This is a genomic window from Pseudomonas syringae pv. tagetis, assembly GCF_022557255.1.
Lineage (GTDB): Bacteria > Pseudomonadota > Gammaproteobacteria > Pseudomonadales > Pseudomonadaceae > Aquipseudomonas > Aquipseudomonas caricapapayae.
Genome location: NZ_CP092923.1, coordinates 2975245 through 3001909 on the forward strand (window position 1 = coordinate 2975245; position 26665 = coordinate 3001909).

The 26665-nt window shown below is 59.6% G+C and carries 22 protein-coding genes; 10 read left to right on the plus strand and 12 right to left on the minus strand.

Annotated features, from left to right (window positions below):
• Nucleotides 1-7: 7 nt before the first annotated feature.
• Genes MME58_RS13280 through MME58_RS13295 form a run of 4 tightly spaced genes read right to left on the minus strand, consistent with a single transcriptional unit; the run spans nucleotide 8 to nucleotide 2887 of the window.
• Nucleotides 8-721, minus strand: a complete 714-nt coding sequence (locus MME58_RS13280; protein ID WP_054984139.1) for an ABC transporter ATP-binding protein — start codon at nucleotides 719-721, stop codon at nucleotides 8-10.
• Between the two features lie 3 nt (nucleotides 722-724).
• Nucleotides 725-1570 (minus strand): ABC transporter permease, encoded by an 846-nt coding sequence (locus MME58_RS13285; RefSeq protein ID WP_055006305.1) that lies wholly within the window; start codon nucleotides 1568-1570, stop codon nucleotides 725-727.
• Nucleotides 1567-2577 carry an aliphatic sulfonate ABC transporter substrate-binding protein gene (locus tag MME58_RS13290; RefSeq protein WP_055006304.1) on the minus strand — a complete coding sequence of 337 codons (1011 nt, stop codon included), beginning with the start codon at nucleotides 2575-2577 and terminating at the stop codon, nucleotides 1567-1569. The genes MME58_RS13285 and MME58_RS13290 overlap by 4 nt, the downstream gene beginning before the upstream one ends.
• Nucleotides 2465-2887, minus strand: a complete 423-nt coding sequence (locus MME58_RS13295) for a hypothetical protein (RefSeq protein WP_162491461.1) — start codon at nucleotides 2885-2887, stop codon at nucleotides 2465-2467. The genes MME58_RS13290 and MME58_RS13295 overlap by 113 nt, the downstream gene beginning before the upstream one ends.
• 190 nt (nucleotides 2888-3077) lie before the next feature.
• Between MME58_RS13295 and MME58_RS13300 the strand changes: the two genes are divergently transcribed.
• On the plus strand, nucleotides 3078-3764 hold the full coding sequence (locus MME58_RS13300) for a hypothetical protein (protein WP_054984142.1): 687 nt from the start codon (nucleotides 3078-3080) through the stop codon (nucleotides 3762-3764).
• 28 nt (nucleotides 3765-3792) lie between these two features.
• Here MME58_RS13300 and MME58_RS13305 read toward each other — a convergent pair whose 3' ends face one another.
• On the minus strand, nucleotides 3793-4788 hold the full coding sequence (locus tag MME58_RS13305; protein WP_054984143.1) for an aldo/keto reductase: 996 nt from the start codon (nucleotides 4786-4788) through the stop codon (nucleotides 3793-3795).
• A 181-nt stretch (nucleotides 4789-4969) separates the two neighbouring features.
• On the opposite strand from MME58_RS13305, the gene lexA reads away from it, so the two are divergent.
• From lexA to MME58_RS13330, 5 genes are read left to right on the plus strand one after another with little or no spacing between them, the layout of a single operon-like run.
• Nucleotides 4970-5587: a transcriptional repressor LexA gene (gene lexA / locus MME58_RS13310; RefSeq protein ID WP_055006303.1), complete on the plus strand. Its 618-nt coding sequence runs from the start codon at nucleotides 4970-4972 to the stop codon at nucleotides 5585-5587.
• Nucleotides 5587-6207: a translesion DNA synthesis-associated protein ImuA gene (imuA, locus tag MME58_RS13315; RefSeq protein WP_055006342.1), complete on the plus strand. Its 621-nt coding sequence runs from the start codon at nucleotides 5587-5589 to the stop codon at nucleotides 6205-6207. The genes lexA and imuA overlap by 1 nt, the downstream gene beginning before the upstream one ends.
• 7 nt (nucleotides 6208-6214) lie before the next feature.
• The gene (locus tag MME58_RS13320) at nucleotides 6215-7630 is read left to right on the plus strand and encodes a Y-family DNA polymerase (RefSeq protein WP_055006302.1); all 1416 of its coding nucleotides are present in this window, start codon (nucleotides 6215-6217) and stop codon (nucleotides 7628-7630) included.
• A complete protein-coding gene (locus MME58_RS13325) occupies nucleotides 7627-10722 on the plus strand; it encodes an error-prone DNA polymerase (RefSeq protein ID WP_055006301.1) in 3096 nt (1031 codons plus the stop codon). Before MME58_RS13320 ends, MME58_RS13325 begins: the two co-directional genes overlap by 4 nt.
• A gap of 55 nt (nucleotides 10723-10777) precedes the next feature.
• A complete protein-coding gene (locus MME58_RS13330) occupies nucleotides 10778-11629 on the plus strand; it encodes an urea carboxylase-associated family protein (protein WP_055006300.1) in 852 nt (283 codons plus the stop codon).
• 4 nt (nucleotides 11630-11633) lie between these two features.
• Here MME58_RS13330 and MME58_RS13335 read toward each other — a convergent pair whose 3' ends face one another.
• Nucleotides 11634-12563: a magnesium transporter CorA family protein gene (locus tag MME58_RS13335; RefSeq protein WP_055006299.1), complete on the minus strand. Its 930-nt coding sequence runs from the start codon at nucleotides 12561-12563 to the stop codon at nucleotides 11634-11636.
• A 4-nt stretch (nucleotides 12564-12567) separates the two neighbouring features.
• Nucleotides 12568-14133, minus strand: a complete 1566-nt coding sequence (locus MME58_RS13340; protein WP_055006298.1) for a RimK family protein — start codon at nucleotides 14131-14133, stop codon at nucleotides 12568-12570.
• 114 nt (nucleotides 14134-14247) lie between these two features.
• Between MME58_RS13340 and MME58_RS13345 the strand changes: the two genes are divergently transcribed.
• Both MME58_RS13345 and MME58_RS13350 read left to right on the plus strand, forming a co-directional pair.
• Complete coding sequence (locus tag MME58_RS13345) at nucleotides 14248-15408, plus strand: GNAT family N-acetyltransferase/peptidase C39 family protein (protein ID WP_054984150.1); 1161 nt, start codon at nucleotides 14248-14250, stop codon at nucleotides 15406-15408.
• Nucleotides 15408-16307, plus strand: a complete 900-nt coding sequence (locus MME58_RS13350; protein ID WP_054984151.1) for a polysaccharide deacetylase family protein — start codon at nucleotides 15408-15410, stop codon at nucleotides 16305-16307. The genes MME58_RS13345 and MME58_RS13350 overlap by 1 nt, the downstream gene beginning before the upstream one ends.
• Before the next feature lie 7 nt (nucleotides 16308-16314).
• On the opposite strand, the gene MME58_RS13355 is transcribed toward MME58_RS13350, so the two are convergent.
• The 4 genes from MME58_RS13355 to MME58_RS13370 form a co-directional block, all read right to left on the minus strand.
• Nucleotides 16315-17574, minus strand: a complete 1260-nt coding sequence (locus MME58_RS13355; RefSeq protein WP_054984152.1) for a metal-dependent hydrolase family protein — start codon at nucleotides 17572-17574, stop codon at nucleotides 16315-16317.
• Nucleotides 17571-18881 carry an MFS transporter gene (locus tag MME58_RS13360; protein ID WP_054984153.1) on the minus strand — a complete coding sequence of 437 codons (1311 nt, stop codon included), beginning with the start codon at nucleotides 18879-18881 and terminating at the stop codon, nucleotides 17571-17573. The genes MME58_RS13355 and MME58_RS13360 overlap by 4 nt, the downstream gene beginning before the upstream one ends.
• Nucleotides 18882-19069: 188 nt before the next feature.
• Nucleotides 19070-19981: a LysR substrate-binding domain-containing protein gene (locus tag MME58_RS13365; protein ID WP_055006297.1), complete on the minus strand. Its 912-nt coding sequence runs from the start codon at nucleotides 19979-19981 to the stop codon at nucleotides 19070-19072.
• A gap of 24 nt (nucleotides 19982-20005) precedes the next feature.
• Nucleotides 20006-20911, minus strand: coding sequence for a LysR substrate-binding domain-containing protein (locus MME58_RS13370; protein ID WP_082427496.1), 906 nt, complete (start codon nucleotides 20909-20911; stop codon nucleotides 20006-20008).
• 154 nt (nucleotides 20912-21065) lie between these two features.
• Here MME58_RS13370 and ydiJ point away from each other — a divergent pair, with 154 nt between their 5' ends.
• The gene (gene ydiJ, locus MME58_RS13375) at nucleotides 21066-24113 is read left to right on the plus strand and encodes a D-2-hydroxyglutarate dehydrogenase YdiJ (protein WP_055006296.1); all 3048 of its coding nucleotides are present in this window, start codon (nucleotides 21066-21068) and stop codon (nucleotides 24111-24113) included.
• Between the two features lie 155 nt (nucleotides 24114-24268).
• Here the strand turns inward: ydiJ and yghX are convergent, their stop codons facing one another.
• Nucleotides 24269-25156: a YghX family hydrolase gene (gene yghX / locus MME58_RS13380; protein WP_054984174.1), complete on the minus strand. Its 888-nt coding sequence runs from the start codon at nucleotides 25154-25156 to the stop codon at nucleotides 24269-24271.
• Nucleotides 25157-25557: 401 nt separating this feature from the next.
• On the opposite strand from yghX, the gene MME58_RS13385 reads away from it, so the two are divergent.
• Nucleotides 25558-26613: a GGDEF domain-containing protein gene (locus MME58_RS13385; protein WP_055006295.1), complete on the plus strand. Its 1056-nt coding sequence runs from the start codon at nucleotides 25558-25560 to the stop codon at nucleotides 26611-26613.
• Nucleotides 26614-26665 lie beyond the last annotated feature (52 nt).

Here is a 26665-nt window from a genome sequence, read left to right on the forward strand (position 1 = left end):
ACGGGCGTCAGATGATATGAGCCTGATGCAGTTCGGTCAGTGCCTGAGCCTTCAGCCGGGCCAGTAGCGGATCACGGCGATCCCTTGGCGCTTGCAGTCCGACCGGCAGTTCGTGGGTAATCGTGCCAGGACGGCTGCCCATCACCAGTACACGATCGCTCAAGTACAGCGCCTCATCGACATCATGGGTCACCAGCAGCAGGGTGATGGCATGACGTTCGGCCAGTTGCAGCAACAGGTCCTGCAGCTTCATGCGGGTAAACGCGTCCACTGCGCTGAACGGTTCATCCAGCAGCAATATCGTCGGATGAGAATACAGGCCGCGAGCGATGGCCACACGTTGCGCCATGCCCCCGGACAACGCCTTCGGCAGGGCGTCGGCAAAACCGGCCAGGCCCACTTCCTCGATCAACTGACCTACCCACTTGCGGTCGTATCCGTCATCGTCGCTGAAGCCGATATTCTGTTCGACGGTCAGCCAGGGCATCAGACGTGGCTCCTGAAACACGAACGCGACTTCGCCCTGAATACGTTTCACCGAGCCATGAAACTCCTGCTCCAGCCCGGCGACGATTCTGAGCAGCGTGCTTTTACCGCAGCCGCTAGGGCCCAGCAGGCTGACTATTTCACCGGACTGCAGTGACAGATCAATGTCATGCAGCACGGTATGGCCAGCAAACGCTTTGCGGTCTACGCGTATGTCCATCAATGAGTCCGGCATTTATCAACCCTCACGGCTTTGACCGGTGAATGTGTCCCGCCAGGCCAGAAAGCGTTTTTCCAGCCCCGCCAACAAGCCGTCGCTCAACTTGCCCAGCGTGGCCAGAACGATGATGGCCGCCAGCACGATGTCCGGACGTGATGTTTCGCGCCCGTCACTGAGCAGGTAGCCCAGGCCTTTGGTGGCGGCGATTAGCTCGGCAGCCACCAGAAACATCCATGACAGGCTCATGCCGCTGCGCAATCCGGTAAACAGGCCGGGCAGGGCGGCGGGCAGGAGAATGCGTCGGGTCAGGCGATAGCGGCTGAAGCCGTACACCTGGCCGACTTCCACCAGCTTTCGGTCGATACCTCGAATCGCGGCCACGCCATTGAGGTAGACAGGAAAAAATGCACCAATGGCAATCAGTACAACCTTGGATGTTTCGCCAATACCCAGCCACAGCAGCAGAAGCGGCACCCAGGCCAGACTGGGGATAGAGCGAAGTCCGGCGAACGTCGGCTCAAGGTACGCCTCCGCCTCACGGCTGAGCCCCACCCATGCGGCAAATCCCAGGGCCAGGCTTGCGCCGATTGCAAAGCCGCTGAGCACACGCAAGAGACTGGCACTGAGGTGTTTCCACAGTGCGCCATCTGCCAGATCACGCAGTGTCAGGACGATCTCGCTGGGGGCAGGCATCTGGTAGGACGGCAGCCAGCCGACGCGTACGACAACTTCCAGTAATAAAATGATTGCGGCAGGCACCACGAGACCTTTCAGTGGCGTTTTGCAGCGCTGCCAGAGCGTGCGCTGCTTGTCAGGCAAGGCTGCCTGCGCCGAAGCAGGCAAGGACTCGTTCCGGCTGATCATGTGGCGGTGATCACGGTTTTGGAAAACTCGGGGGTGATCAACTGATCAATGACCTGCTCCACATTCACGCCTTTGCGCACCAGATCCTCGGACACCAGAATCGGCGCCGCAGACTTGGATGCCTGCACATCTTTCTCGCTCAACTGTGGGTTGCTCAGGTCTGTGCGGGTCAATTGCAGCTTGGCGACTTCGAGCGGCAAGCCTGACTCGGTAGCCAGCAACCTGGCCAGTTCGTCAGGGTTTTTCACGGCCCAGTCACGGGCTTTTTCATATGCGCCCAATACCGTCCTGATCGCCTGCGGATGCTCTTTGGCATAAGCTTCCGTGACGCTCAGTACGCCATAACTGTTGAAGTCCTTGTTACGGTAAAGCAGGCGCGAGCCGGACTGGATTTCACTGGCGGCCATGTGCGGATCAAGTCCGGCCCAGGCGTCTACGTCACCTTTCTCAAGGGCTGTACGGCCATCGGGATGTTGCAGGTGCAGCAGCTCGACATCGTCTTTTTTCAGACCGGCCTTTTGCAGGGCGCGCAATGTGAACAGGTAAGGGTCAGTGCCCTTGGTGGCGGCAATTTTCTTGCCTTTCAGCTCGCTAACCGATTGCAGAGGTGAGTCCTTACGCACGACCAGTGCCGTCCACTCCGCCCGGCTGTATACATACACTGACTTGATCGGGCTGCCGTTGGCTCTGGCCAGTACTGCAGACAAGCTGGCCGACGAAGCAAAGTCGACGCTGCCGCTGTTCAGGTATTCCAGTGAACGGTTACTTCCCTGGCTCAGTACCCAAGTGACTTTCGCATCTGGAAGCGCTTTTTCCAGCCAGCCGAAATGCTTGAGTGCCAGGCTGACCGGCGAATAATAGGCGTAATCCAGACGGACTTCGGCAGGTGCAGCTTCAGCGGCCTGTGCTGCGCCCTGCAGGCTCAATGCCAATGCGCAGGTGGCTGTCATCCAGCGAATCAGGGCTCGAGGCGTCTGCAACCGAAAAGAGATAAAGGGTTGTGGCATAGTGGGCATCCAGATCAGGGATACAGGGCTGCCAGACTGGTTTGCATATTTCAAAAAAAGCAGTCCGGAGAGCATGAAATTCACAAATGGAATATTGCATGCTCTGTGCCAAACACTTTGCAGCTTGAACGAGCGCGGTTTCGGGGGATTTCTCTGCTGGAATGATGTTGATCTGGCAGCAGCCTGTTGAATCGCTGTTGCTACAGCAGCAGTCGGCTAATGACGCACCTTTCGACGATTTTCTGGCAGTTTTTCTGCTTGCCGAGTGATTTTTTTTCGCAAGGTTTGCAACAGAATCGTTTTTTGACACTCCTAAACGTCCACATTCTTAATTTCGAAACATGTGCGCACTAAGATTCGCGCGTGATCCATGAGCGTGCGCCGATCGCGCCTTCGTTCGACCGATCCGCAGAATTCCTGGGGCGAGCTGTACAAAGCCTGCGTATTCGCACAAGCCAGATGGCTGATCCCTTTTCAATACGCACCGGACTCAGAAAATAATGAATATGCCGAAAATGCCTGTTATTACCCGACTCCAGCGCCGCATCGCATGGTGCTTTTTCCCATCTTTGCTGGTGGCTTCTGCACTGGCCCTGTTCACCATGGGCAAGGGCGTTCATGCCGAGCCCAAGAACGGCACACAGACGCTGGTGTTTCTTCGTCATGCGGAAAAACCGGCCATGGGCCTGGGGCAACTGAACTGCCAGGGGCTCAACCGGGCCATCGAACTGTCGGAGGTCCTGCCGAGGGAGTTCGGCAAGGCCGATTTCATCTTCGCAGCCAATCCAAGCCGGCACGTGGAAGAGGGTGAGGGCGATCTGTCCTACAGCTACGTTCGTCCTCTGATGACAGTGGGGCCTAGCGCCATCAAGCTGGGACTGCCTGTCAACATCGACTTCGGCGCCAACGACACCAGCGACCTGGCCGACGAACTGATGCGCGACAAGTACCATAACTCGATCATCTACACCGCCTGGTCTCATGGCTACCTGCCGGAACTGATCAACAAGGTTGCTGAAGAAGCGTCCGGCAAGAGCACCAATTTGCTGGATGACTGGACGAATGATGATTTCGACTCAGTGGTCGTTGTCACCCTCAAGTGGGTCGACGGCAAGGCCACGCTGGATTACAAGAATCACAAGCAAGGCCTGAACAATGGCACTGTGGCGTGCCCCACGACAACCTGACGCTGGGCACGCACAGAGCTCATAAGCCTCAGCCGTTGAGCGACTTCATCGATTCCGCGCTGTAGCGCTCGCCTGACACGGCCCCTTGCGGCGGAAAAATCGCATCCAGTTGGGCCAGCTCATCGGTACTCAGCGTTAATGAAGCAGCTGACACGTTGCTTTCCAGATACTTGCGCTGCTTGGTCCCCGGGATGGGAATGATGTCATTGCCTTGAGCAAGTACCCAGGCCAGCGCCAATTGCGATGCGCTGACGCCCTTGGCCGCAGCCAGCGCTTTGACTTTTTCTACCAGTGCCAGATTGCGATTGAAGTTTTCGCCCTGAAAGCGTGGGCTGAAGCGACGGTAATCATCGGCAGCAAAATCGTCCGGGGTGCGCAATGCCCCCGTCAGAAAACCACGCCCCAGCGGGCTGTAGGCCACGAAAGCAATACCCAGACGACGGCAAGTGACGAGCACATTGTCATGCTCCGGATCGCGCGACCAGAGCGAATATTCACTTTGCACGGCCGCCAGCGGATGCACGTTGTGGGCTCTTTCGATGGTCGCTGCGCTGGCTTCGCAGATGCCTATATGGCGAACCTTGCCCGCCTTGACCAGTTCAGCCATGGCACCAATGGTGTCCTCGATGGGCACGCTCGGATCGACACGGTGCTGATAGTAAAGATCGAGATAATCGGTATTCAGCCGTTTCAGGCTGGCGTCGATCGACTGGTGAATGTACGCCGGGCTGCCATTCACGCCACGCGCATGCGGGTCATCGCCACGCACGATACCGAACTTGCTGGCCAGATAAATACCTTCGCGCTTGCCCTCGAGTGCACGACCGAGCAAGGCCTCATTGGTGTGCGGGCCATACATGTCAGCCGTGTCGAAAAAGGTGACACCCAACTCCAGTGCGCGGTGCAGCGTGGCGATGGATTCCTTCTCGTCGATGCCGGTGGTGTAGAAATCCGACATTCCCATGCAGCCCAGCCCGATGGCAGAAACCTGCGGACCGTGGTGACCCAATTGGCGCGTGATCACAATGAGTGCTCCTGAGCGTTGAAAGAGCCGTTGAGTCTCTACGCTTTGGCTGGCGCAATAAACCGGGAGTTTCTTATTTCACCGTTGTGAAAATCCGAATAATTGACGTCTACGAAGCGCAAGAGCGTGCGGCGTCAATCCGACAAACCGTACTAGTCACAAAATTCCCAATGGAGTACAAATGTACTCCATGAGCAGATTATCTCCCCGTCGCAGCGCAATTCTTACCTTCATCCGCGATCGCATCGCGCAGCAAGGGCAATCGCCGAGCCTGGCGGAAATCTCCGAGGCTTTCGGTTTTGCTTCGCGCAGCGTGGCGCGCAAACATATTGTAGCCCTCACTGAGGCGGGTCTGATCGAAGTCGTACCGCATCAGGCGCGTGGTATCCGCCTGCTGAACAGTGAGCCTCGGCCTGAATTGCTGGAAATCCCGGTACTGGGGCGTGTGGCAGCAGGTGCGCCTATCGGGCCGGATCTCGATATACACACCACACTGCATCTGGATCGCAGCACGTTCACTCGTGTGCCTGACTACCTTCTGCGCGTGCAGGGCGATTCGATGATCGAGGACGGTATTCTCGATGGTGACCTGGTTGGCGTGCACCGTAACCCACAGGCCAGTGACGGGCAGATTGTCGTCGCCCGTCTGGACGGTGAAGTCACCATCAAGCGCCTGCAACGCAGCGCCGATCAGTTGCGCTTGTTGCCGCGCAACCCGGCCTACGAACCGATTGTTGTCACGCCTGATCAGGAATTCGCCATCGAGGGTGTGTTCTGCGGGCTGGTTCGCCGCGAATGATGGGCGCGGTGGTCAGCCTGGACGCCTTGCTGGATGAGCGCAGGGTCTGGAAAGGGCGCCAGCAGGGCGCGCCGCAGGTCAGTCCGCACCCCAGTGGCCATGCGTTGCTGGACAGCGCCTTGCCCACCGGCGGCTGGCCTGCGGCGGCGCTGACGGAAATCCTCATCCTGGCCAATGGCAGTGGCGAATTACGCTTGCTGTGGCCAAGCCTGGCAAGATTGTCCGGCATGGGCGAGCGTATCGTGCTGGTCGCACCGCCCTATATTCCGTACCCGCAGGCCTGGCTGGCTGCGGGGGTCGACCTGCGCCAGCTTGTCGTCATCGAGGCCAGTGCTCGCGATGCCCTTTGGGCCGCCGAACAATGCCTGCGGTCTGGCAGTTGTGGCGCGGTCGTGTGCTGGCCCGGCCTGGTTGATGACCGCGCGCTGCGACGTTTGCAGGTCGCTGCTGAAACCGGTCAGACCCTGGCCTTTGCCTGTCGTCCGCAGCAGGCCGCCGCCAACCCTTCACCTGCAGCCCTGCGGATAGCTATCGATACCCGTCCTGCGCAGCTGCGGGTGCTCAAGTGCCGGGGCGGGCTTGCGCCGCCTTTTCCCCTTCCATTCCCGACCGACGCTTGAGGTTCTTATGCTCTGGGCCTGTGTCTTGCTGCCGCAACTGGCGCTCGACGGCGTCATGCGTCGTTGCAGTGATCCCGATGAGCCTCTGGCGCTGATCAGCGGCAGTGCTCAACGTCGCGTGTTGCAAGCCGCCAACCCAGCGGCGCGCGCGCTGGGTTTGAAAGCCGGGCAGTCGCTGACAGCCGCGCAGGCGCTGGTGTCGAAGTTCACCACGGTCGAGCATGATCCAGCCGACATTGAGCGCTTGCAGCAACTGCTCGCGGCCTGGGCGTACGGCTTCAGCTCCAATGTCAGCCTCAAGTACCCTCGGGTACTGCTGATGGAAATCGAGTCCAGCCTCAAGCTGTTCGGCCCCTGGCCGGTATTCGAAGCGCGCCTGCGTGAAGAACTGACCGCGCAGGGCTTTCGGCATCGCATCGTGGTCGCGCCCAACCCGATAGCCGCACGAATGCTGGCCAACCTGCATGACGGGCTGAACATCGATTGCCCGCAGGCGTTGCGCCGCAGCCTGGAGCAGATGCCGCTGGAACGCATCGGCCTGAGCCGCGAAGCCGCCACGGCCCTGACGCGCATGGGACTGCGCTCTGTGCGGCAGGTGCTGGCCCTGCCGCGCGATACACTGGCGCGGCGGTTTCCGGCCAGCGTGCTGCAGCATCTCGACACACTGCTCGGCGAGCGACCGGTGGCACTGGAGTACTACACACCGCCGGACTTCTTCGATATACGCATCGAGCTGAATTTCGACGTCGAGTCGCATCAGGCCCTGTTGTTTCCTCTAAAGCGGCTGATCGCCGATCTGGCTTTGTTTCTGGCCGGACGTGACAGCGGTGTGCAGCGATTTTCCCTGCATCTGGAGCACGTGGAAGGTCCGGAGACTGTGGTGCCAGTCGGGCTACTGAGTGCCGAGCGCGATGCGTCGATGTTGTTCGAACTGGCCCGCGGCAGGCTGGAGCAAATGCTGGTGACGTCGCCGGTACGTGCCGTGCGCTTGCTGGCGCAGGATTTGCCGGATTTTGTTCCGGCACACCGGCAGTTGTTTGATGAGCGCGTGCAACAGACCTTGCCCTGGGAGCAACTGCGCGAGCGCCTGCGTGCGCGACTGGGCGACGAGTCGGTCAATGGCTTGCGTGCTCAGGCAGATCACCGCCCTGAATGCGCCTGGCAACCGCACAGCACAAGCAAACCGGTCTTGCCGGCCAAAGGTTGTATGCGCCCGGGCTGGCTGTTGCGAGAGCCCCAGCCGCTGCCGCTTCATGCAACGCGTATTGTGGCCGGGCCCGAGCGAATCGAATCAGGCTGGTGGGACGGCGGCGATGTACGTCGTGACTACTATCTGGTCGAAACCTCCAGCGGCCAGCGCGCCTGGGCCTATCGCAGCGTGGGTGAGCAGGGTGAACTGCTGCTGCATGGCTGGTTCGCATGACAGGCGAATACGCCGAGCTGCATTGCCTGTCCAACTTCAGTTTTCAGCGCGGTGCCTCAAGCGCCCGTGAGCTGTTCGAACGTGCCTCGCGCCACGGCTATCAGGCGCTGGCCATTACTGACGAGTGCACGCTGGCCGGTATCGTACGTGCGTGGCAGGCGTCCATCAGCACCGGCCTGCCGTTGATCATTGGCAGCGAAATGCACATCGAGAACGGGCCGAAAGCTGTGCTGCTGGTGGAAAGCCAGACAGGCTATGAGGCGCTGTGCAAATTGATCACGGTGGCACGCCGCAGAGCCAGAAAAGGTGAATACCGGCTGTTGCGTGAAGATTTCGAGCCTTCACCGGACGGTTTGCTGGCCATCTGGTTGCCGGACATCGAAGGCGACGCACAAGCCTGTCTGGCGCATGGACGCTGGTTGCGTGAGCGCTTTGCCGAGCGCCTCTGGCTCGGCGTGGAGTTACATCGCGGCGCGGATGACGAGCAGCGTCTGGCCGACTTGCTGGCGCTGGCGCAATCGTTGGGTGTCCCGGCAGTTGCCAGCGGTGATGTGCACATGCACGCGCGCGGTCGGCGCGCGCTGCAGGACACCATGACTGCCATTCGCCATCACACGACCGTGGCCGAGGCAGGGCACCTGTTGTTTGCCAACGGCGAGCGCCATTTACGGCCACTGAATGCGCTTGCCGAGCATTACCCGGACTGGCTGCTGGCCGAATCGGTGCGTATTGCCCGGCGCTGCACGTTCGATCTGGGCGATTTGAAATATGAATACCCGCACGAGCTGGTCCCCAAAGGCCAGACACCCACGTCGTGGCTGCGTGAATTGACCGAGCGCGGTGCCCGCAAACGCTGGCCGAACGGGCTGACGCCAGCCACCCGTGCGCAGGTCGAGAAGGAATTGGCCCTGATCGCGGAAAAGAAGTTCGACAGCTACTTTCTGACCGTGCATGACATCGTCGAGTTTGCTCGCAGCCAGCATATCCTTTGCCAGGGACGGGGCTCGGCGGCCAACTCGGCAGTGTGTTATGCGCTGGGGATCACCGAGCTGAACCCGGAACAGAGCAACCTGCTGTTCGAGCGCTTCATCTCCAGAGAACGCAACGAGCCACCGGACATCGACGTGGATTTCGAGCACGACCGCCGCGAAGAAGTCATTCAGTACGTGTTCAGGCGTTATGGTCGGGGCAGGGCGGCGCTGACTGCAGTGGCCAGCACGTATCACGGTTCGGGCGCGGTGCGTGATGTGGCCAAGGTGCTGGGTTTGCCGCCTGACCAGATCAACGCCCTGGCAGATGCCTTCAGCCGCTGGAGCGATTCGCTGCCGTCGCCCGAACGCCTGCGCGAATACGGCTTCGATGCCGACATGCCAATCCTCAAGCGTGTACTGGCTTTGACCAGCGAGCTGATCGGTTTTCCCCGGCATTTGTCACAACATCCGGGCGGTTTCGTCATTTCCGAACACCCGCTGGACACGCTGGTGCCGGTGGAAAACGCTGCGATGGCCGACCGCACGATCATCCAGTGGGACAAGGACGACCTGGACCTGGTCGGTCTGTTGAAAGTCGACATCCTTGCACTGGGCATGCTCAGCGCGTTGCGCCGTACGTTCGATCTGGTGCATTTGCACCGTGGTAAACGATGGACCCTGGCAAGTCTTCCGGGCGACGACCGGAAAACCTACGAAATGATCAGCCGCGCCGACACCATCGGCGTGTTCCAGATCGAGTCCCGCGCGCAGATGGCCATGCTGCCACGCCTGAGGCCGGAAAAATTCTACGATCTGGTCATCGAAGTCGCCATTGTCCGGCCGGGGCCGATTCAGGGCGACATGGTTCACCCGTATCTGCGTCGACGTAATAAAGAGGAAGCCATCACCTATCCGCCTAAACTAAAAAGTGTCTTTGAGCGCACCCTGGGCGTGCCGCTGTTTCAGGAACAGGTCATGGAAGTGGCGATCATCGCCGCCGATTACACACCCGGTGAGGCGGACGAATTGCGCCGTGCGATGGCCGCGTGGAAACGTCACGGCGGGCTGGAACCGCATCGTGAGCGGCTGCGCAACGGCATGCTGAAAAACGGCTACGACGCAGACTTTGCCGACCGGATTTTCGAACAGATCAAGGGTTTTGGCAGTTACGGCTTCCCCGAGTCCCATGCCGCCAGTTTCGCCTTGCTGACCTACGCCAGTTGCTGGCTCAAATGCCACGAGCCGGCAGCGTTCACCTGCGCGCTGATCAATAGCTGGCCGATGGGGTTTTACAGCCCGGATCAATTGTTACAGGACGCACGTCGCCACCACATTGAAATCCGCCCGGTGGATGTGCGCTACAGCAACTGGGATTGTTCGCTGGAGCCGCTCGACCATCCCGACAGTACGCGCAATCTGGCGATTCGCCTCGGGCTGCGCATGGTGCGTGGCTTTCGCGAGGAGGATGCCCGACGCATTGAAAAAGCGCGCTTGAAGCAGCCATTCGCCGATGCCACCGACCTGACTCAGAGCGCCGGTCTGGACTCACGCGCCGCTGAGGCATTGGCGGATTCCGGGGCCTTGCGTGGCCTGATCGGCCATCGGCACCGGGCGCGCTGGGAAGTGGCAGGCGTGGAAGCCCAGCGCCCGTTGTTCAACGACTTGCCCAGCGAAGAAACACAGGTAACGCTGCCGCTGCCAACGGTGGCCGAAGACCTGATGGCCGACTACGCCACGCTGGGCACTACCCTCGGCCCGCACCCACTGGCCTTGCTGCGTCGGCAATTGGCTGCCAGACGCTTTCGCAGCTCACAAGACTTGCTGAGCCTGGAAAACGACCGAACCCTCAGCGTGGCGGGGCTCGTTATTGGTCGTCAACGACCGGGAACAGCCAGTGGCGTGACCTTTGTGACCCTTGAAGACGAGTTCGGTATGGTCAATGTCGTGGTCTGGCGCGACCTGGCCGAACGTCAGCGCAAGGTATTGGTGGGCTCGCAACTGCTGCAGGTTTTCGGGCGACTGGAATCGAAAAGTGGTGTGCGGCACCTGATCGCCCAGCGCCTGTACGACCTCACGCCGTTGCTGACCGGGCTGGATGTGCGCAGTCGGGATTTTCAATAATCGGGCCTGCAATTTGCAGGATCAATCTGCACATCCTGCCAACGAGAAGCCCCGCATGTACAAAAACTACCCAGCCGCCTACCAGGTCAGCAAAGGCGCGGCACTGCAAGTGGATACCGCTTTTTATGAGCGCATTCGCACCCATGCGCAGCAGCGCACCCTCGTCGAGCAGTTCGAAGTACCCATTCGTACCGGACGGGCCTGGAAGGTCAAGGCCGGTCAGGTGTTTCGTGTCACCACACCGGTTGGCCCGCAGGTGGGCGATTTCAATGTGTGGAATGCCAACGATCCTCGGGAGCGCCTGTGGGCGGCGCGTACGCGTCAGTTGCAGGGCGCGCATGTCAGCACTCATGACCGGCTGTGGTCGAACCTGCCGTTTTTGCGGCCGATGGTAACGATTACCGACGACAGCCTGGCCAGCTACGGGATCGACGAGCATGGCGGCCGCCTTCATGATCTGCTTGGCACGCGCTGTGACCCCTACGTCAACAAGATGCTGACCGGCGAAGACTTTCATCATCACTGTCATTCAAACCTGACCCGTGCCGTGCTGCCGCACGGGCTGACCGAATTCGACGTGCATGACGTGCTGAACATCTTCCAGTGCACAGGCCTCAATCATGACGACATGTACTTCATGAAGGCCTGTCCGGCGCAAAAGGGCGATTATCTGGAGTTTTTCGCTGAAATCGACCTGCTGTGTGCGTTGTCGACCTGCCCGGGCGGCGACCTGTCACTGCCGATGTGGGGGCCTGACGCGCAGGACCCGTTAAGCGTCTGCCGTGCGCTGGGTGTCGAAATCTACGACCTCGACGCCGCATTGCTGGAGGGTTGGCAGTCTCCTGAGCGGGCGGCCTACAACGGGCTGCATGGCTTGCAGATTGCCAAGGCTGACTGGGAAAAATAACCGCTCAGGCCGCGCGAGCCATCTTGCGCAGCCCCCAGACCATCACCGCCCCCAGCCCGAGCATGGCCAGAAGCAGTGCCGGATAAGCCACCCACCAGTGCAGCGGGGCGGTCATCATGCTGAGTTCGGACATGCCGCCGATCCCGGCAATCAGGTTCAGAGGCAGAAACACCACATTGATCAGCGTCAGTTTGCGCAGCAGGGTATTGGTGCTGTTGTTGACCAGGTTGCCCCGTGCATCCATCAAGCCCGCGAACACTGTGGAATAGATCTCGGCCTGTTTGTAACACTGGTCGTTCTCGATGATCATGTCACCGATCAACGCCAGGCAGGCAGTCGCGTATTGCTTGCCTTGCGCATGATTGCGCAGGCGGGTCAGGACTGCACCATTGTTGTGGATCGCATTGATGTAATACACCAGACTTTCGCTGAGGTTGAACATCTGCAGCAAATGACGGTTTTCCAGTGAGGAGTTGAATTTCTGCTGCAATTCCCGGGCGACCATCTTGATGACTTTCAAATGGCCCAGATAGTGATGAATGTTGTTGAACAACAGCTCCAGAAGGATATCCAGCGGCTGGTTCAAAGGACGGTGAGCCCCCAGCGCGCTCAAGGGTTGATCGTCATCACAGATCAGGACCAGTTGGTCCCGACTGAGCAGCACACCAAAGGACGAAACGTCGAACGAGAAGCTGTCCTTACCCGAGTAGTTTTCGGGACGTTTCCAGATCAGAAACAAGGCATCAGGGTGAAACTCGATGCGCGAAATTTCATCGGGATCCAGCGCCGATGCCACGGCGTGCTCATCAAGGTGAAAGCGCTCCATCAATAACCTGCGTTCACCAGCGTCCGGCTTGCTGAACCACAGCACCTGAGCCTTTTGCGGGTCACATGTCAGCAACCGGTTGCCATCGAGTGTCAGGCCCTGAATCATCGTTTCACCATTCTTTGCCGAGGCGTTTGAGCTCCAGACGGCGGACGAACTCTTCCAGCACCAGGCTGTACAGGTCATCCTGCAGGTAAGCGTCTTCGATGCCGGCATCCAGGTTCGGATTGTCGTTGACCTCGATCACTACCACTTGATCGCCTGACTGTTTCAAGTCCACGCCATACAACCCGTCACCAATCAGATTGGCAGTCTTGAGTGCCAGCTCGACCACGGCGCGCGGCGCTTCGTGCACCGCCAGCGTGCGGCATTCGCCAATGACCTCGGCACCGATTGCCTTGTGGTTGTAGATCTGCCAGTGCCCCTTGGACATGAAGTACTGGCAGGCGAATATCGGTTTGCGGTTGAGAATGCCAATGCGCCAGTCGTACTCGGTGTAGAAAAACTCCTGGGCCAGCAGCAATACCGAGTGCTCGAACAGCTGGGTCGTTGCCGTGTGCATTTCCTCGGGTGTACTGACCTTGATCACACCTCTGGAAAAGCAGCCATCAGGGATCTTCAATACCAGCGGGAAACCCAGACGTGTGGCCACGTGCTGCAGTTCTTCCGGGCGGTCCTTGTAGAGGATTTCCGTACATGGCATGCCCAGATCATGGCTTTTGAGCAGGTCGGTCAGGTAAACCTTATTGGTGCAGCGCAGGACCGAGGTGGAGTCATCCATGACCACCAGTCCCTCGCTTTCGGCCTTCTTGGCGAAGCGGTAGGTGTGGTTGTCAACGCTGGTGGTTTCGCGAATCAGCAGCGCGTCGTACTCGGCCAGCCGGGAGTAATCTTTCTTTTCGATCAGCTCGACATCAATGCCCAGGCGCTGGCCGACGCGGATGAAATTGGCCAGCGCCTCGGTGTTGGATGGTGGCAGCTGTTCCTGTGGGTCATGCAGGATAGCCAAGTCATAGCGGGCCATGCGTCGGGAACTGGGTTGGCGCCAGACGTTGCGGCTGAAGCCTTCCAGCGCCGTAGCGAACTCATCCTGCTGATCATCGCGCAGGCGCGGCAGAGCACCGGCCTTGATACCGGCAATGTGCCAATTGTCGCGTTTGCGAAACTCCACCATCAGGATCGGGCAGGGGAAGACTTCAAACAATTGACGGGCGAGATCCTTCAATGGCTCCAGTGTGGTCTGGCCGAAGTAAAGCGTCAGGGTAAACCCTTCGGTGTCGTCATAGGGATGATCTTCAAGTGCGGTGTCCAGCAACTTGTCCAGGTCATCGAGGGCCAGGCCGTAGAGTGACTTGCGGGTCAACTCGCTGATGGTCTTTACCGAGGGAATGACATTGTGCTGGCGCGCTTCGGCCAGCAGGGAACAGTAATAACCGTGGCCCAGGTATTTGTAGCTGCGGCACAGATTGATGACTTGCACACGCTTGCCTGTCTTGGCTTTTAGCGGCTTTTCCAGATAATCCTGGGCGCTGATCAAGTCTTCGCTGGGGAAGTAAGATGCCCAGTCTTCAAGCCGTTCGACAATAATCACCTGTTGCCTCTGCGCCGCAAAAAGCGTTGTGGGGTCTGCACGTCTGGTTGTTGCTGAAAGCGCAAGTTGCGCAGATACTTCGTTCATCTTCACCTGTGCCGCTGACCTGTGTAATCGATCCGATGGGAAACACGTGCTTTCTATTAAGCATGTGCTTTTTGAAATGTCCCGTTTCGTTACACAACTTTTACGGCGGTGCAGATGGACTTTATATTTCGCGATGCAGTTGAAACCGATGTCGACGACTTACTGCTTTTGGAGAACCAGTGCTTTGACGGCGACCGTCTGACCGCGCGCAGCTTTCGCTGGATGATCCGCCGCGCCAATGCCAGCCTGATCGTCGCCGAGCAGGCCGGAAAACTCACCGGCTACGCGCTGGTGCTGTTTCATCGGGGCACCTCGCTGGGGCGTTTGTATTCGCTGGCGATTGTCGATGCGGCGCGGGGCAAGGGGCTGGGCAAGCAGTTGTTGCAACGTGCCGAGCAGCAGGCCGTGGGCCGCGACTGCGCTTACCTGCGCCTTGAGGTGCGCTCTGATAACCACGCGGCTATCGGGCTGTACGAACGCAACGGTTACCGGCGCTTCGCTCAGGTCGACGACTATTACCAGGACCATGCCCCGGCGCTGCGTTACGAGAAGCGCATCGTCGAGCATGCCCGGCCGGACAGCCGTTCAGTGCCGTACTACCAGCAGACCCTGGAGTTCACCTGTGGTCCTGCCTGCCTGTTGATGGCGATGAAGGCTCTGCAACCTGTGCGTTTGATGGGACGTGCCGAAGAACTGCAGATCTGGCGTGAGGCGACTACGGTGTTCATGACCTCCGGCCATGGCGGATGCAGCCCTCAGGGGTTGGCGCTGGCTGCGCGGCGCAGGGGCTTTACCGTGAAGCTGCTGGTGTCGATTGCGGGCCCGCTGTTTCTGGGCGGCGTGCGCAGTGACCAAAAGAAACAGGTAATCCGTCTGGTGCACGAGCAGTTCTGTCATGAACTGCAGACCTGCGGCGTACAAACGCTGCCCAACCGTTCATTGAACCTGCCTCGCGTACTGGCAGAGGGTGGCAAGCCGCTGGTGCTGATCAGCAGCTATCGCCTGACACGCTCCAAGGCACCGCACTGGGTGATGGTGACCGACTGCGACAGTGATTTTGTCTACCTGCACGACCCTGATATCGATCACAGCCTGCATCGCCAAGCCATAGACTGTCAGCACATGCCCGTGAGCCATGCCGACTTCAACCGCATGAGTTGTTTCGGTGCCGACAAACTGCGCGCCGCAGTGATTGTGTTTGCCGCACCCGTGAATGATCATGCGTGCGCTTTACAAGCGGCCTCAGCAGCTCAACCACAGGATTGCGTACATTGATGAAGTCCGTTTTCAAGGCCTTTTTCGCACTGGCCATGGCCGCGAGCCTGTCGGCCTGCATCAGCTCGCCAGTTCCGCTGACGTCGAAAACCGCCGAGCAGTTGCGCCAGCGGCCTGCGGTGCGGTTCCTGCTGACCTTTGACGACGGCCCCAGTGCCTCGACGTTCTACAACCCGAGCATCACGGTGCTCGACAGCCTGGCCGACAACCCGTTGCAGCCAAACATCAAGGCCGTGTTTTTCGTGCAGACCGGCGCGACGGGCGCGGGCAACAGTGATCAAGGCAGAGCAATCATGCGTCGTCAGTATGAAGAAGGGCATCTGCTGGGCTTTCACACCGCTACGCCGCATCACACCAATCATCGGTCGTTGACGGATGAGGAACTGGAACAGTCACTGACCCAGGGCTGTGCGATCATTACCGCGATCACCGGCGTGCCCACCACGTTGTTGCGGCCGCCGTTCTGGAACTACGACAAACGCACCTTCAGCGCCTATCAGCGCCATGACCTGCATGTGTTGTTGACGGACCTGAGTGCCAACGACGGCAAGATCTGGGGCTATAACTTCAGCCTGCGACGCCGTTCGAACATGGTCAGCCAGCTTTCGCAGGTGCGTGAGCGCATTGCTGCCGGTGAACTGCCTGTTGTGGACGGTGTGATTCCGGTGGTGGTGACCTTCCACGATTTGAACCGCTACACCGCGCGGCATGCTCGGGAGTACCTGCAGATTCTGGTCGACAGTGCGCGTCAGACTGGCGTTCGGCTTGCCGACCAGCCGTTCTACGACGACAGCGCGCAGTTACAGCGTGCCGCTCTGGCCCGCACGGTCAAGGAGGCCGGCCAGCCGGTCAGCCTGCCGGGTGTCTGGAGCTGGATCTGGGACCACAACGCCCATTGACAACCGATCAGGCCAAGGTGTTCTTGCGCACATGACCGCCTTGAACAATCATGGCCAAGTGCTCGCCCTGACCGACCAGGCAACTGATATCGCTCAGCGGGTCGCCATCCACCACCAGTAGATCAGCGATCGCACCGGCGGCGATGCAACCCAATTCGCCCTCACGCTGAAGTATCTGCGCCGCGACACTTGTTGCACTGCGCAGCGCCGCCAGATTGCCGAGCAGCTCGGCGCGAATCTTCAGTTCGTGGGTCTGGTACTCGTGCATTTCGCCCAGTAAATCCGAGCCGTAACCCATCGGGACGCCTGCTTCGGCGAACAGCAGCAGGGCGTTGCGCCCGGCCTGTCGCACGTCTTCGATCTTGGCCACCGAGTCCGCTGGCAGGCCGAAGCGTTCGCCATACTCGGCAAGCATTTCATAGGTGACCTGAGTCGGCACCGCAAATGCGCCTTTTTCGGCCATCAGTCGGGCGGTGTCGGCATCCACCAGATTGCCGTGCTCGATGGTTCTTACGCCGCATTCGATGGCACGGCGAATCGCCCGAGCGGTGTAGGCATGCGCCATGACGTAGGTGTTTGCGGCGGCGGCCTCATCGACGATGGCGCGGATTTCAGCTTCGCTGTATTGGGTGTTGGCAATCGGGTCGGTTGGCGAAGAAACACCGCCCGAAGCCATGATCTTGATCTGGTTGGCACCCTGTTGCAGTTCTTCGCGCACGGCCAGACGCACGTTGTCGACGCCATCCACCACCCGCGCGATGGCCCCGGCCCGGAAACAGCACGAGCAGGGCTCATTGAGCAGCAGTTCGCCCCGAGCGCGCATGTCGCCGTGGCCCCCGGTCTGCGACAGTGCCTTGCCCGAAGCGAAGATCCTCGGCCCGGGAATAAGCCCCATCTGGATTGAGCGCGCCAGCGCCCAGTCGGCACCGCCGGCATCGCGCACGGTGGTGAAACCGCGGTTGAGCATCGCCGCCAGAATCGGCAAGGCGCGGTACATGATGATTGCGTTGGGTTGCAGGGCATTAATGCCCAGATTGGCGTTGGAAGCCAGCACATGCACATGGCAGTCGATCAGGCCGGGCATCAGGGTTCTGCCGCCCAGATCCATGACCTCAGTGCCAGCCGGGGCCGGCTCACCTTCGGCACGCACGTCGACAATGCGTTCACCCTCGATCACGACTTCCTGGCCGGAAATCAATTGCCCTTTTTGCAGGTCCAGCAGACGGCCGTTGCGCAGGATCAGGCGTGTAGGATCAGCAATACTCATTGGAAAGCTCCAGACAAGGGACGATGGGCAGCAGGCGCACGGTCGCGATACAGCAGCGCACCAATACCGCTGACGGCGGCAGCGAACATGATGTAGAACGCGGGCGCCAGGTTGCTGCCGGTCGAGGCAATCAGCCAGGTGATGGTGAAGGTGGCAAAGCCGCCGAAAATGGTGACGGCAAAGTTGTAGGCGACAGAGAGCCCGGTGGACAGCACGTGGGTGGGCAGCAACTCGCCGAAAGCCGCGAGGATCGAACCGATGTAAGCGGAAATCAGCAGGCCGAGCACCATCTCAAAGACCAGCAGCGAAAACAGCCCTGGCATCTGGTTGATGAACAGGAACATCGGATAGGCGCTGAAAAAGATGGCGATCGCCGAGCCGAGCAACCAGGGGCGATGCCCGCTGCGGTCTGCCAGGGCACCGACAATCGGTGTGGCGACGATCAGCACCGCGCCGCCCATCATGCCTGCGCTGAAGCCCATCCATGAAGGCAAGCCGATCACACGCTGGGCGTAGGAAGGAATGTAGAACAGGATCGCGTAAGTACAGACCGTCCAGAGCACGACCAGTGAAAAGCTTATCAGCGTCTGGCGGGGGTAGGTCCTGATGACTTCGCGAAGCGGGGATTCAACGGGGCTGGCCGCCTTGTAGGCCGGCGTCTCATCCACCCGGCTGCGAATATAGAAGCCGACCGGCCCGATCAGTGTGCCAATCAGAAATGGCACCCTCCAGCCCCAGCTTTCTAGCTGCGCCTGGGTCAGGTAACTGGACAGAATGGCACCCAGCGCAGAGCCGAGCAGCACCGCGACGCCGATGCTGGCCTGAATCCAGCTGGAGTAGAAGGCTTTCTTGCCGGGCGGAGCATGCTCGGTCAGAAATGCGGTGGCACTGCCCATCTCGCCACCGGCAGAGAACCCTTGCAGCAGTCGCGCCAGAACAATCAGCAGCGGAGCCAGATAGCCAATTTGCGCGAAGCTGGGCGTCAGTCCGATGATCAGGGTCCCCAGCGCCATCAGCAGGATGGTCAGTGACAACGCCGCCTTGCGCCCGCGCTTGTCGCTGTAGATACCGAGCACAATGCCGCCCACCGGGCGCATGAAAAAGCCTACCCCGAAGGTCGCCAACGCCAGCAGGTAAGAGGTCAGCTCGCTGCCGCTGGGGAAAAAGACCTTGGCAATGATCACCGAGAAGAAGCTGTAGACCGTGAAGTCGAACCATTCCAGGCCATTGCCGATCACCGTAGCGGTCACCGCGCGGCGTGCCTTTTGTTCATGGGTGCGTGAAGCAGAGGATCGTAATGTGCTCACTGAATAGGCTCCTGCATGCGATACACGCAGGGAGGCCCCCTGCAGTGGCTGCATTGGTTAAGGGGCAGGGTTGATATAAGTGCGGCTGAGTCAGGTCTTTTTGCCCGTTTCAGTCGAGATTAGGTGCTGGGCCGATTTTAAGAAAACGCTCATTGCGCAGGTTTGCATGCGCCAGATGCATGCAAGCGTCATAGGCGGAGTGTCAGCGTGGCTATTTCATCTGTCAGCCATTTCTCGAACGCTCGCGCAGCGCGCCGGGGCGTCTTGCCACTGGGTGTCAGCAGGTAATAACCGCCTACTGCGCCAATGCTTTTTCGGCATGCCGGCACCAGCGCACCGGATTGCACATGCCGGTCGATCATCGGCTGCCAGCCGAGCACGATGCCATGACCAGCGACCGCCAGGTCGACCAGCACCGGATACAGGTTGACGGTCATGCGCTTGCGGATCAGCGAGGCATCGACTCCCTGACGTCCGAACCAGTCTCCCCAGGACAGCCATTGACGTTGTCCGTCTTCCAGCATCAGCAGGCAGTGATCCAGCAACTCTGCTGGCTCCAGCAGCCGACCGTTCAGGTAGCCAGGCGAGCAATAGGCATTTACCGATTCGGCGAACAGCAAGCGGCTGTCGAGCCCCGTCGGCGAGCCTTCGCGCAGGAAATACAGCGCCAGATCGAATTCGGCGCGGATCAGCGAGTCCAGCCCATCGACCACGCGCAGGCGGATATCCACAGCCGGAAAGGCATCGCGATAGCGCCCCAGCAAAGGCCCCAGCCACAGTGCAGCCACGCCACTGGAACAGGCCAGGGTCAACTGTTGTTCGCCGCTGTGGGTGATGACTTGCGCTGTGGCCTCGGCACACAGCGTCAGCACCCGCTGGATCTGCTCGGCGTAAATCTGCCCGGCGACGGTCAGGCGAATGCGCTTGTGCTCGCGGCGAAACAGCGCCCGGCCGAGAAACTCCTCCAATTGCGCCACCTGACGACTGATCGCACTTTGTGTCAGGTTCAGTTCGCTGGCGGCACGGGTAAAGCTGCCATGCCGTACGGCGGCTTCGAAGGCGATCAGGTTCTGCAAAGGCGGAAGGGGTTCGATGCGCACGGTTGCTCCTGTTGCGGGCAGGTCTTACAAGGGGGCGGGAAACGGCGTCGACAGCAGCCAGTCCCTGAATACGCACAGCGCTGGCAAGTTCTGAAAACGTGTCGCGTACGCCAGATAATAATTACGTCCGCTGTCCATAGGCTCGAACAGCGTGACCAGCTCGCCGCTGTTGAGTTCGTCCTGCACCAGAATCCGCGGCACCAGCGCGATACCGATGCCGGCCGCTACGGCCTGGATCAAATGCGAGGTCAACTCGAAGCTCGGCCCCAGGCGCATGATCTGATGGGCAAGACGGTTGCTGTCAAACCAGTCCGACCAGGCATTGGGCCGCGATACCACACTCAGCAGCGAATGCTGGGCAACCTGCGCCGGGGTCATCGACCGGTATCCGGCAAGCGCAGCAGGACTGGCAATGACGACCAGTTTCTCGCTGACCAGCGGATGGGCAACATAACCGGGCCAGTTGCCATTGCCCGCACAGATAATCGCGTTCATCTCGCTGGCCGCCGGCGTCAGGTCGGCATGCACGATGCGTGAGTGGAGATGCACCACATAGCTCGGATGCCGAGTGTAAAAGTCATTCATCCGCGGCAGCAGCCATTTGGAGCCGAAAGTCGGCAGCACGGCCAGATGCAGCGTACCGCCCTCGGTCTTGTGCGCGATGGTTTGCAGGGTTGCACTGCGAATACGACCCAGTGCGGCGGCCAGCTCATGCTGGTACAGCGCCCCGGCAGTGGTCAGTTCGATACGCCTGCCATCGCGCTTGAACAGCTCGACTTCCAGTTGCGCTTCCAGCGCCTGCACCTGACGGCTGATGGCGCTCTGGGTCAAGGCCAGTTCGTCTGCGGCCTTGGTAAAGCTGCCATGCCGGGCAGCGGCCTCGAAGGCAAGCAACAGTGACATGGAGGGCGTCAGTCTTCTGGTGTTCATTCATAAAACTCATGGAAAAACGACATCTTTTACGTTTGCACTGAAGTACGACAGACCGGAGAATCACGGTAGCCGTTGATAACGCCATGCATACGAGCGTTTCGAAGCATACGTGCTTTGCATATAAAACGCCTAGCCAGCCAGGAAGACCACCATGATTGCGCAGTTGAAACCGACCTCCGAGCAGGCCGGTCACTATGACCGTTTCCTCAATGCCCTGGTGGAGGGCGGCTTTCGCGGCGAAATAGCCCGGGACCACGGATCGCGTACGGTGCTGGCCACCGACAATTCGATCTACCAGCGCCTGCCGCAGGCGGCGGTATTCCCGGTGGACAGCCATGATGTCGCAATCGTCGCCCGGCTGGCTGCGCGACCCGAATACAGACAGGTGGTGCTTACCCCGCGTGGTGGCGGTACCGGGACCAACGGACAGTCGTTGACCGACGGTGTGGTGGTCGATTTGTCGCGGCACATGAATCACATTCTTGAAATCAACGTCGAGGAACGCTGGGTACGGGTGCAGACCGGGGTGGTCAAAGACCAGCTCAACGCCGCGCTCAAGCCTCACGGGCTGTTTTTTGCGCCTGAACTGTCCACCTCCAACCGCGCCACCGTCGGCGGCATGATCAATACCGATGCCAGCGGGCAGGGCAGTTGCACCTACGGCAAGACCCGCGATCACGTGCTTGAACTGTCAACAGTGTTATTGGGCGGTTCGTACGTCAACACACAGGCATTGAGTGCCGAGCAACTGGCCAGCGAACAGGCACGCGTCGACCGGGCTGGCGATGTGTATCGCTGCGCTCGACAGATTGCCGATACTCAGGCGCAATTGATCAAGGACGTTTTCCCGCCCCTCAACCGCTGCCTGACCGGTTACGATCTGGCGCACCTGCGCGAGGAGGACGGGCGCTTCAACCTTAACAGCGTGCTTTGCGGTTCTGAGGGGTCGTTGGGTTTTATCGTCGAAGCCCGGCTCAACGTATTGCCGATCCCCAAACACTCGATTCTGGTCAATGTTCGCTACGCAGGCTTCATGGACGCCCTGCGGGACGCCAAGGCATTGATGGCTCACAAACCGCTGTCCATCGAGACTGTAGACTCCAAGGTGTTAATGCTGGCCATGCAGGATATCGTCTGGCACGGCGTGGCCGAGTATTTCCCGCAAGACCCCGCCACGCCCACCCTTGGCATTAACCTGATCGAATTCAGCGGCGATGAACCGGGCGAAGTGGAGCAGCGTGTCCATGCATTCGTCGCCCACTTGCAAAAAGATACGTCGGTGGTTCGTCTTGGCCATACGCTTGCAACCGGCAGCGCTGCAGTCAACCGCGTCTACGCCATGCGCAAGCGTTCGGTGGGGCTGCTCGGCAACGTCAAGGGCGAAGCCCGACCGCAGCCGTTTGTCGAAGACACGGCGGTGCCTCCGGAGAATCTCGCTGACTATATTCAGGAGTTTCGTGCGCTGCTGGACAGCTACGGCATGCAATACGGCATGTTCGGCCATGTTGATGCAGGCGTGCTGCATGTGCGCCCGATACTGGACATGAAAGACCCCGCGCAGGCGGCTCTGATCCGCCCGATCTCCGACGCCGTTGCCGCGCTGACCAGACGCTATGGCGGTCTGCTGTGGGGTGAACATGGCAAGGGCCTGCGCTCGCAATACGTGCCCGAATATTTCGGCGAATTGTACCCGGCGTTGCAGGCGCTCAAGGCCGCGTGCGACCCGTTCAATCAGCTCAACCCCGGCAAGATCGCCACGCCTGCGACCCTGCCCGAAGCACGCCTGACGCTGGTGGACGAAGTGATGCTGCGCGGCGACCTGGACCGCAAGATCGACGAGCGTGTCTGGCAAAGCTACGACAGCGCGCTGCATTGCAATGGCAATGGTGCCTGTTACAACTACGACACTGACGATGCCATGTGCCCTTCCTGGAAGGCCACGCGTGATCGTATTCATTCACCCAAGGGCCGCGCTTCGCTGGTCAGGGAGTGGCTGCGTCTGCAAGGCGAGCAGGATGTGAACGTCCTGACGGCCAGTGCCAGGGCACGTAATGCCAATGTGCTGAAGAGCCTTGCCAAGCGGACCGTCAACAGCGTAGCCAGAGTGGCGGGGCAGCAGGACTTCTCCCACCAGGTCTACGATGCGATGGCTGGTTGCCTGGCGTGCAAGTCCTGCGCGGGGCAGTGCCCGGTCAAGGTCAACGTACCCGAGTTCAGATCGCGCTTTCTGGAGCTGTACCACAGCCGTTACCTGCGCCCGATCAAGGACTATCTGATTGGCTCGCTGGAGTTCAGCATTCCCTATCTGGCGCGCTTCCCCAAGCTGTATAACGCGGTCATGGGCGCAAAACCGGTGCGTTACCTGCTCGAACATGTTGCCGGTATGGTTGATAGCCCATTGCTCAGCCTGATGGACTTTCGCGCAGCCTGCGCGCGCTGGAATGTCGGCATTGCTACCCCGCAGCGTCTGGCCGCGTTGAGCGAGCAGGAGCGCAAGCGTACGGTGGTGCTGGTTCAGGATGCGTTCACCCGATACTTTGAAACCCCGCTGGCGGCAGACTGGCTGGAATTGATCTCGCGCATGGGTTATCAGGTTTATCTCGCACCGTTCGCTCCCAATGGCAAGCCGCTGCACGTGCAGGGTTTTCTGGCCGCGTTCGAAAAGGCTGCCAGCTTCAACAGCCAGTCGCTTGGCAAGCTGGCCGGGTACGGCATTCCGCTGATCGGTCTGGACCCAGCCATGACCCTGGTGTATCGCCAGGAGTACAGCAAGACGCTGGGCAGCGATAATGTGCCGCCGGTCATGCTCCCGCAGGAGTGGCTTGCGTCTGCGCTTGAGGAAAACCATGACGCTCCGTCAGGTGAGACTTACTACTTTCTGCCGCATTGCACCGAAAAGACCAACGAGCCTGCCAGTGTCGGCCTTTGGCAGCAAGCCTTCGCTCGCACCGGGCTCAGGCTTGATGTTCTGGCCAGCGGTTGCTGTGGCATGTCCGGCACTTATGGGCATGAAACCCGAAACGCAAAAAACAGCGACACGATCTACAGCCAGTCCTGGCAGCCACTGGTTGCGCGCCATGGTGATGAAGGCCGACTGGTCGCCGATGGGTATTCATGTCGCAGCCAGGTCAAGCGCCAGGATGGCAAGACAGTGCAGCATCCGCTGCAGATTCTGCTGGCGCGAGTGCGGGCGCTGTGACAGTTCAGGCTATCGTTGTGTACGCCCCAGCGTGGAGATGCGGTGGGGGGAAGCTCCACGTCTTGGAGACGACGCAGAGCGTCGCACGATAGTGTTATTTTCCAGCGCGGGAATGCCTTGCGTGATCCTCTGCGTCACAGATCTGTACCGCGCCGTTAAACCAGATACTTGTTAAACCACCCCAGCGTCCGCTCCCACGCCAGTTTGGCCGCTGCTTCGTCATAACGCGGGGTCGAGTCATTGTGGAAACCGTGGTTGGCACCCGGATAGATGAACGTTTCGTACGTCGTGCCCGCAGCTTTCAAGGCTTTTTCATAAACGGGCCAGCCTTCATTGATGCGGGTGTCCAGTTCGCCATAGTGAATCATGACGGGCGCCTTGATCTTCACCACGTCTTCGGCGCTGGGCTGGCGGCCATAAAACGATACGGCAGCGCCCAGTTCGGGGTAAGCCACGGCGGCGGCATTGGCCACGCCACCGCCATAACAGAAACCGGTGATGCCGACCTTGCCGGTAGTTGCGTCATGCTTCATCAGCCACTCGATAGCGGCGAAGAAATCGTTCATGAGCTTTTCCGGATCGACTGTCTGCTGAAGTTCTCGGCCCTTGTCGTCATTACCCGGATAACCGCCGACCGAGGACAGGCCGTCGGGTGCGAGCGCGATGAGACCGGCTTTCGCTACACGGCGGGCAACGTCTTCGATATAGGGATTCAAACCGCGATTCTCGTGCGCCACAACCACTGCCGCTACTTTGCCGGGAGCTTTTGCCGGACGTACCAGGTAGCCGCGAACCTGACCATGGCCCTTGGGCGAAGGGTAGGACACATACTCGGCAACAATGTCCGGATCGGTAAACTCCACCTGTTCGGCCAGCGCGTAATTGGGGCTCAACGAGGCGAGCAGCGCACTGGCAGTCAGGCCACCCAATGTGAACAGCGCTGCTTGATCGAGAAACTCGCGTCGATTGATCCTGCCGTGTGCGTAGAAGTCATAAAGCTCAAGCAGTTCAGGCGCAAAGTCTTTTGCGGTGAGACGTTCCATCGGTACGCTTCCTTCTGAATCATTCAGGGCTGCCTGCAGTTCGCCGGCTGTCGAGCACTGCGCGATCAACACAATGTACGGCCCCGATAGTATTTCCAGAAAATCGGGATCGCTACCGCAAAGTGACGAAACACCCTCGTCGGCCCTCCATCAGCTTTACCGTGCGTCGTATCGCAGCGCCTGTCGACTGGCGGCGGACGGAAAAAATCAGACCTCCGATTGCACTCCTTATCATGCCTGATGTCCATTTGACTCCTTCAGTCGTGCAAAACATCCGGGCCGGGCAGGCAAAAGATATTATCGGGTCGCTGTATCAAGCGGCGTCGGTTCAGGCCGACAACACATCATGATCTCAACCCTACGCTGATGGTCATATTCCACCTGCATTTCGAGATAACGTGATGATGACCCTTCCGACGGAAGACCGAACCCAGCTGTTCAAGGACACGGCTATCCAGTTCTGGAAACACATCACGCCGATCGTGTACGTCGCTCTGGGCATTCACTGTGTGTTGCTGGCAGTGTTCCTGGAACTGGGGATGAAGGTCCTGTGGGCGGCGAACATCGTCAGCACACTGATCTATATCAACTGTCTTTACCTGATCCGCAGGCAGCGCTATCGGCAGGCCGGACAACTGATGTGCCTGGAGATCATCGGCCATGCCTTGCTTGCCACATGGGAACTGGGCTGGGAAAGCAACTTCAGTTTTTACCTGTTCTGCGTGATTCCCATCATTGCCTTCACCTTTCAACTGATCGCCATCAGGCGCATTGCCTACAGCCTGGCAATTCTTCTGTCGCTGGTAGGATGCTTCGCCTTTCGCCGGTACATGGGGCAGGAATCGGGCCTGAGCCAAAACGTGCTTGATGCATTCGGTATCGTCAATGCACTGACGGCGACCGTTCTGTCGATCTATGCCACTGCACTCTCGGTACGCTTCACGTCGTCGATGCAACTGAGCCTGTTTCATATTGCCAACCGCGACAGCCTGACCAATCTCTATACCCGCAGAAGAGTGCTGCATCGCATACGCGAGCTGGAGGCCCGGAGACAGGGGCTGTCAGCTTCGCTGATCCTGCTCGACATCGATCATTTCAAACAGATCAATGACCTCCACGGCCATGAAACCGGCGACGCCGTACTGCAACGGGTGGCGGAAATCATCAGCTCAAGTGTGCGCAACAGCGATATGGCTGCTCGCTGGGGCGGCGAGGAGTTTCTGGTACTCATGTCGGACACCACGCCCGAGGACGCGCTGCGAGTCGCAGAGCGGATCTGGAAACGTATAGCCGAGGAGGCTGGCCAGATCGATGAGCGCATTATTTCGGTCACCGCGACTCTTGCCGTGGCAACCTTCGCAGCGGACGAGACTTTTCAGATAACCCTCAACCGTGCTGACACTTCGCTTTATCTGGGCAAACAGCAAGGCCGGAACCGGGTAATGGTCGCCGGGTGATAGGTCAGGCTGCGAGCTTTGATTGCGGCTTTATACCTCAGCAGGTCTGGGG

Coding starts and splice junctions, on each gene's coding strand:
- lexA (WP_055006303.1), top strand. CDS start 4,970: ATGTACTCCATGAGCAGATTATCTCCCCGTCGCAGCGCAATTCTTACC.
- ydiJ (WP_055006296.1), top strand. CDS start 21,066: ATGATTGCGCAGTTGAAACCGACCTCCGAGCAGGCCGGTCACTATGAC.
- imuA (WP_055006342.1), top strand. CDS start 5,587: ATGGGCGCGGTGGTCAGCCTGGACGCCTTGCTGGATGAGCGCAGGGTC.
- MME58_RS13345 (WP_054984150.1), top strand. CDS start 14,248: ATGGACTTTATATTTCGCGATGCAGTTGAAACCGATGTCGACGACTTA.
- MME58_RS13355 (WP_054984152.1), bottom strand. CDS start 17,574: ATGAGTATTGCTGATCCTACACGCCTGATCCTGCGCAACGGCCGTCTG.
- MME58_RS13350 (WP_054984151.1), top strand. CDS start 15,408: ATGAAGTCCGTTTTCAAGGCCTTTTTCGCACTGGCCATGGCCGCGAGC.
- MME58_RS13335 (WP_055006299.1), bottom strand. CDS start 12,563: ATGATTCAGGGCCTGACACTCGATGGCAACCGGTTGCTGACATGTGAC.
- MME58_RS13320 (WP_055006302.1), top strand. CDS start 6,215: ATGCTCTGGGCCTGTGTCTTGCTGCCGCAACTGGCGCTCGACGGCGTC.
- MME58_RS13285 (WP_055006305.1), bottom strand. CDS start 1,570: ATGATCAGCCGGAACGAGTCCTTGCCTGCTTCGGCGCAGGCAGCCTTG.
- yghX (WP_054984174.1), bottom strand. CDS start 25,156: ATGGAACGTCTCACCGCAAAAGACTTTGCGCCTGAACTGCTTGAGCTT.
- MME58_RS13325 (WP_055006301.1), top strand. CDS start 7,627: ATGACAGGCGAATACGCCGAGCTGCATTGCCTGTCCAACTTCAGTTTT.
- MME58_RS13280 (WP_054984139.1), bottom strand. CDS start 721: ATGCCGGACTCATTGATGGACATACGCGTAGACCGCAAAGCGTTTGCT.
- MME58_RS13330 (WP_055006300.1), top strand. CDS start 10,778: ATGTACAAAAACTACCCAGCCGCCTACCAGGTCAGCAAAGGCGCGGCA.
- MME58_RS13340 (WP_055006298.1), bottom strand. CDS start 14,133: ATGAACGAAGTATCTGCGCAACTTGCGCTTTCAGCAACAACCAGACGT.
- MME58_RS13300 (WP_054984142.1), top strand. CDS start 3,078: ATGAATATGCCGAAAATGCCTGTTATTACCCGACTCCAGCGCCGCATC.
- MME58_RS13290 (WP_055006304.1), bottom strand. CDS start 2,577: ATGCCACAACCCTTTATCTCTTTTCGGTTGCAGACGCCTCGAGCCCTG.
- MME58_RS13385 (WP_055006295.1), top strand. CDS start 25,558: ATGATGACCCTTCCGACGGAAGACCGAACCCAGCTGTTCAAGGACACG.
- MME58_RS13370 (WP_082427496.1), bottom strand. CDS start 20,911: ATGAACACCAGAAGACTGACGCCCTCCATGTCACTGTTGCTTGCCTTC.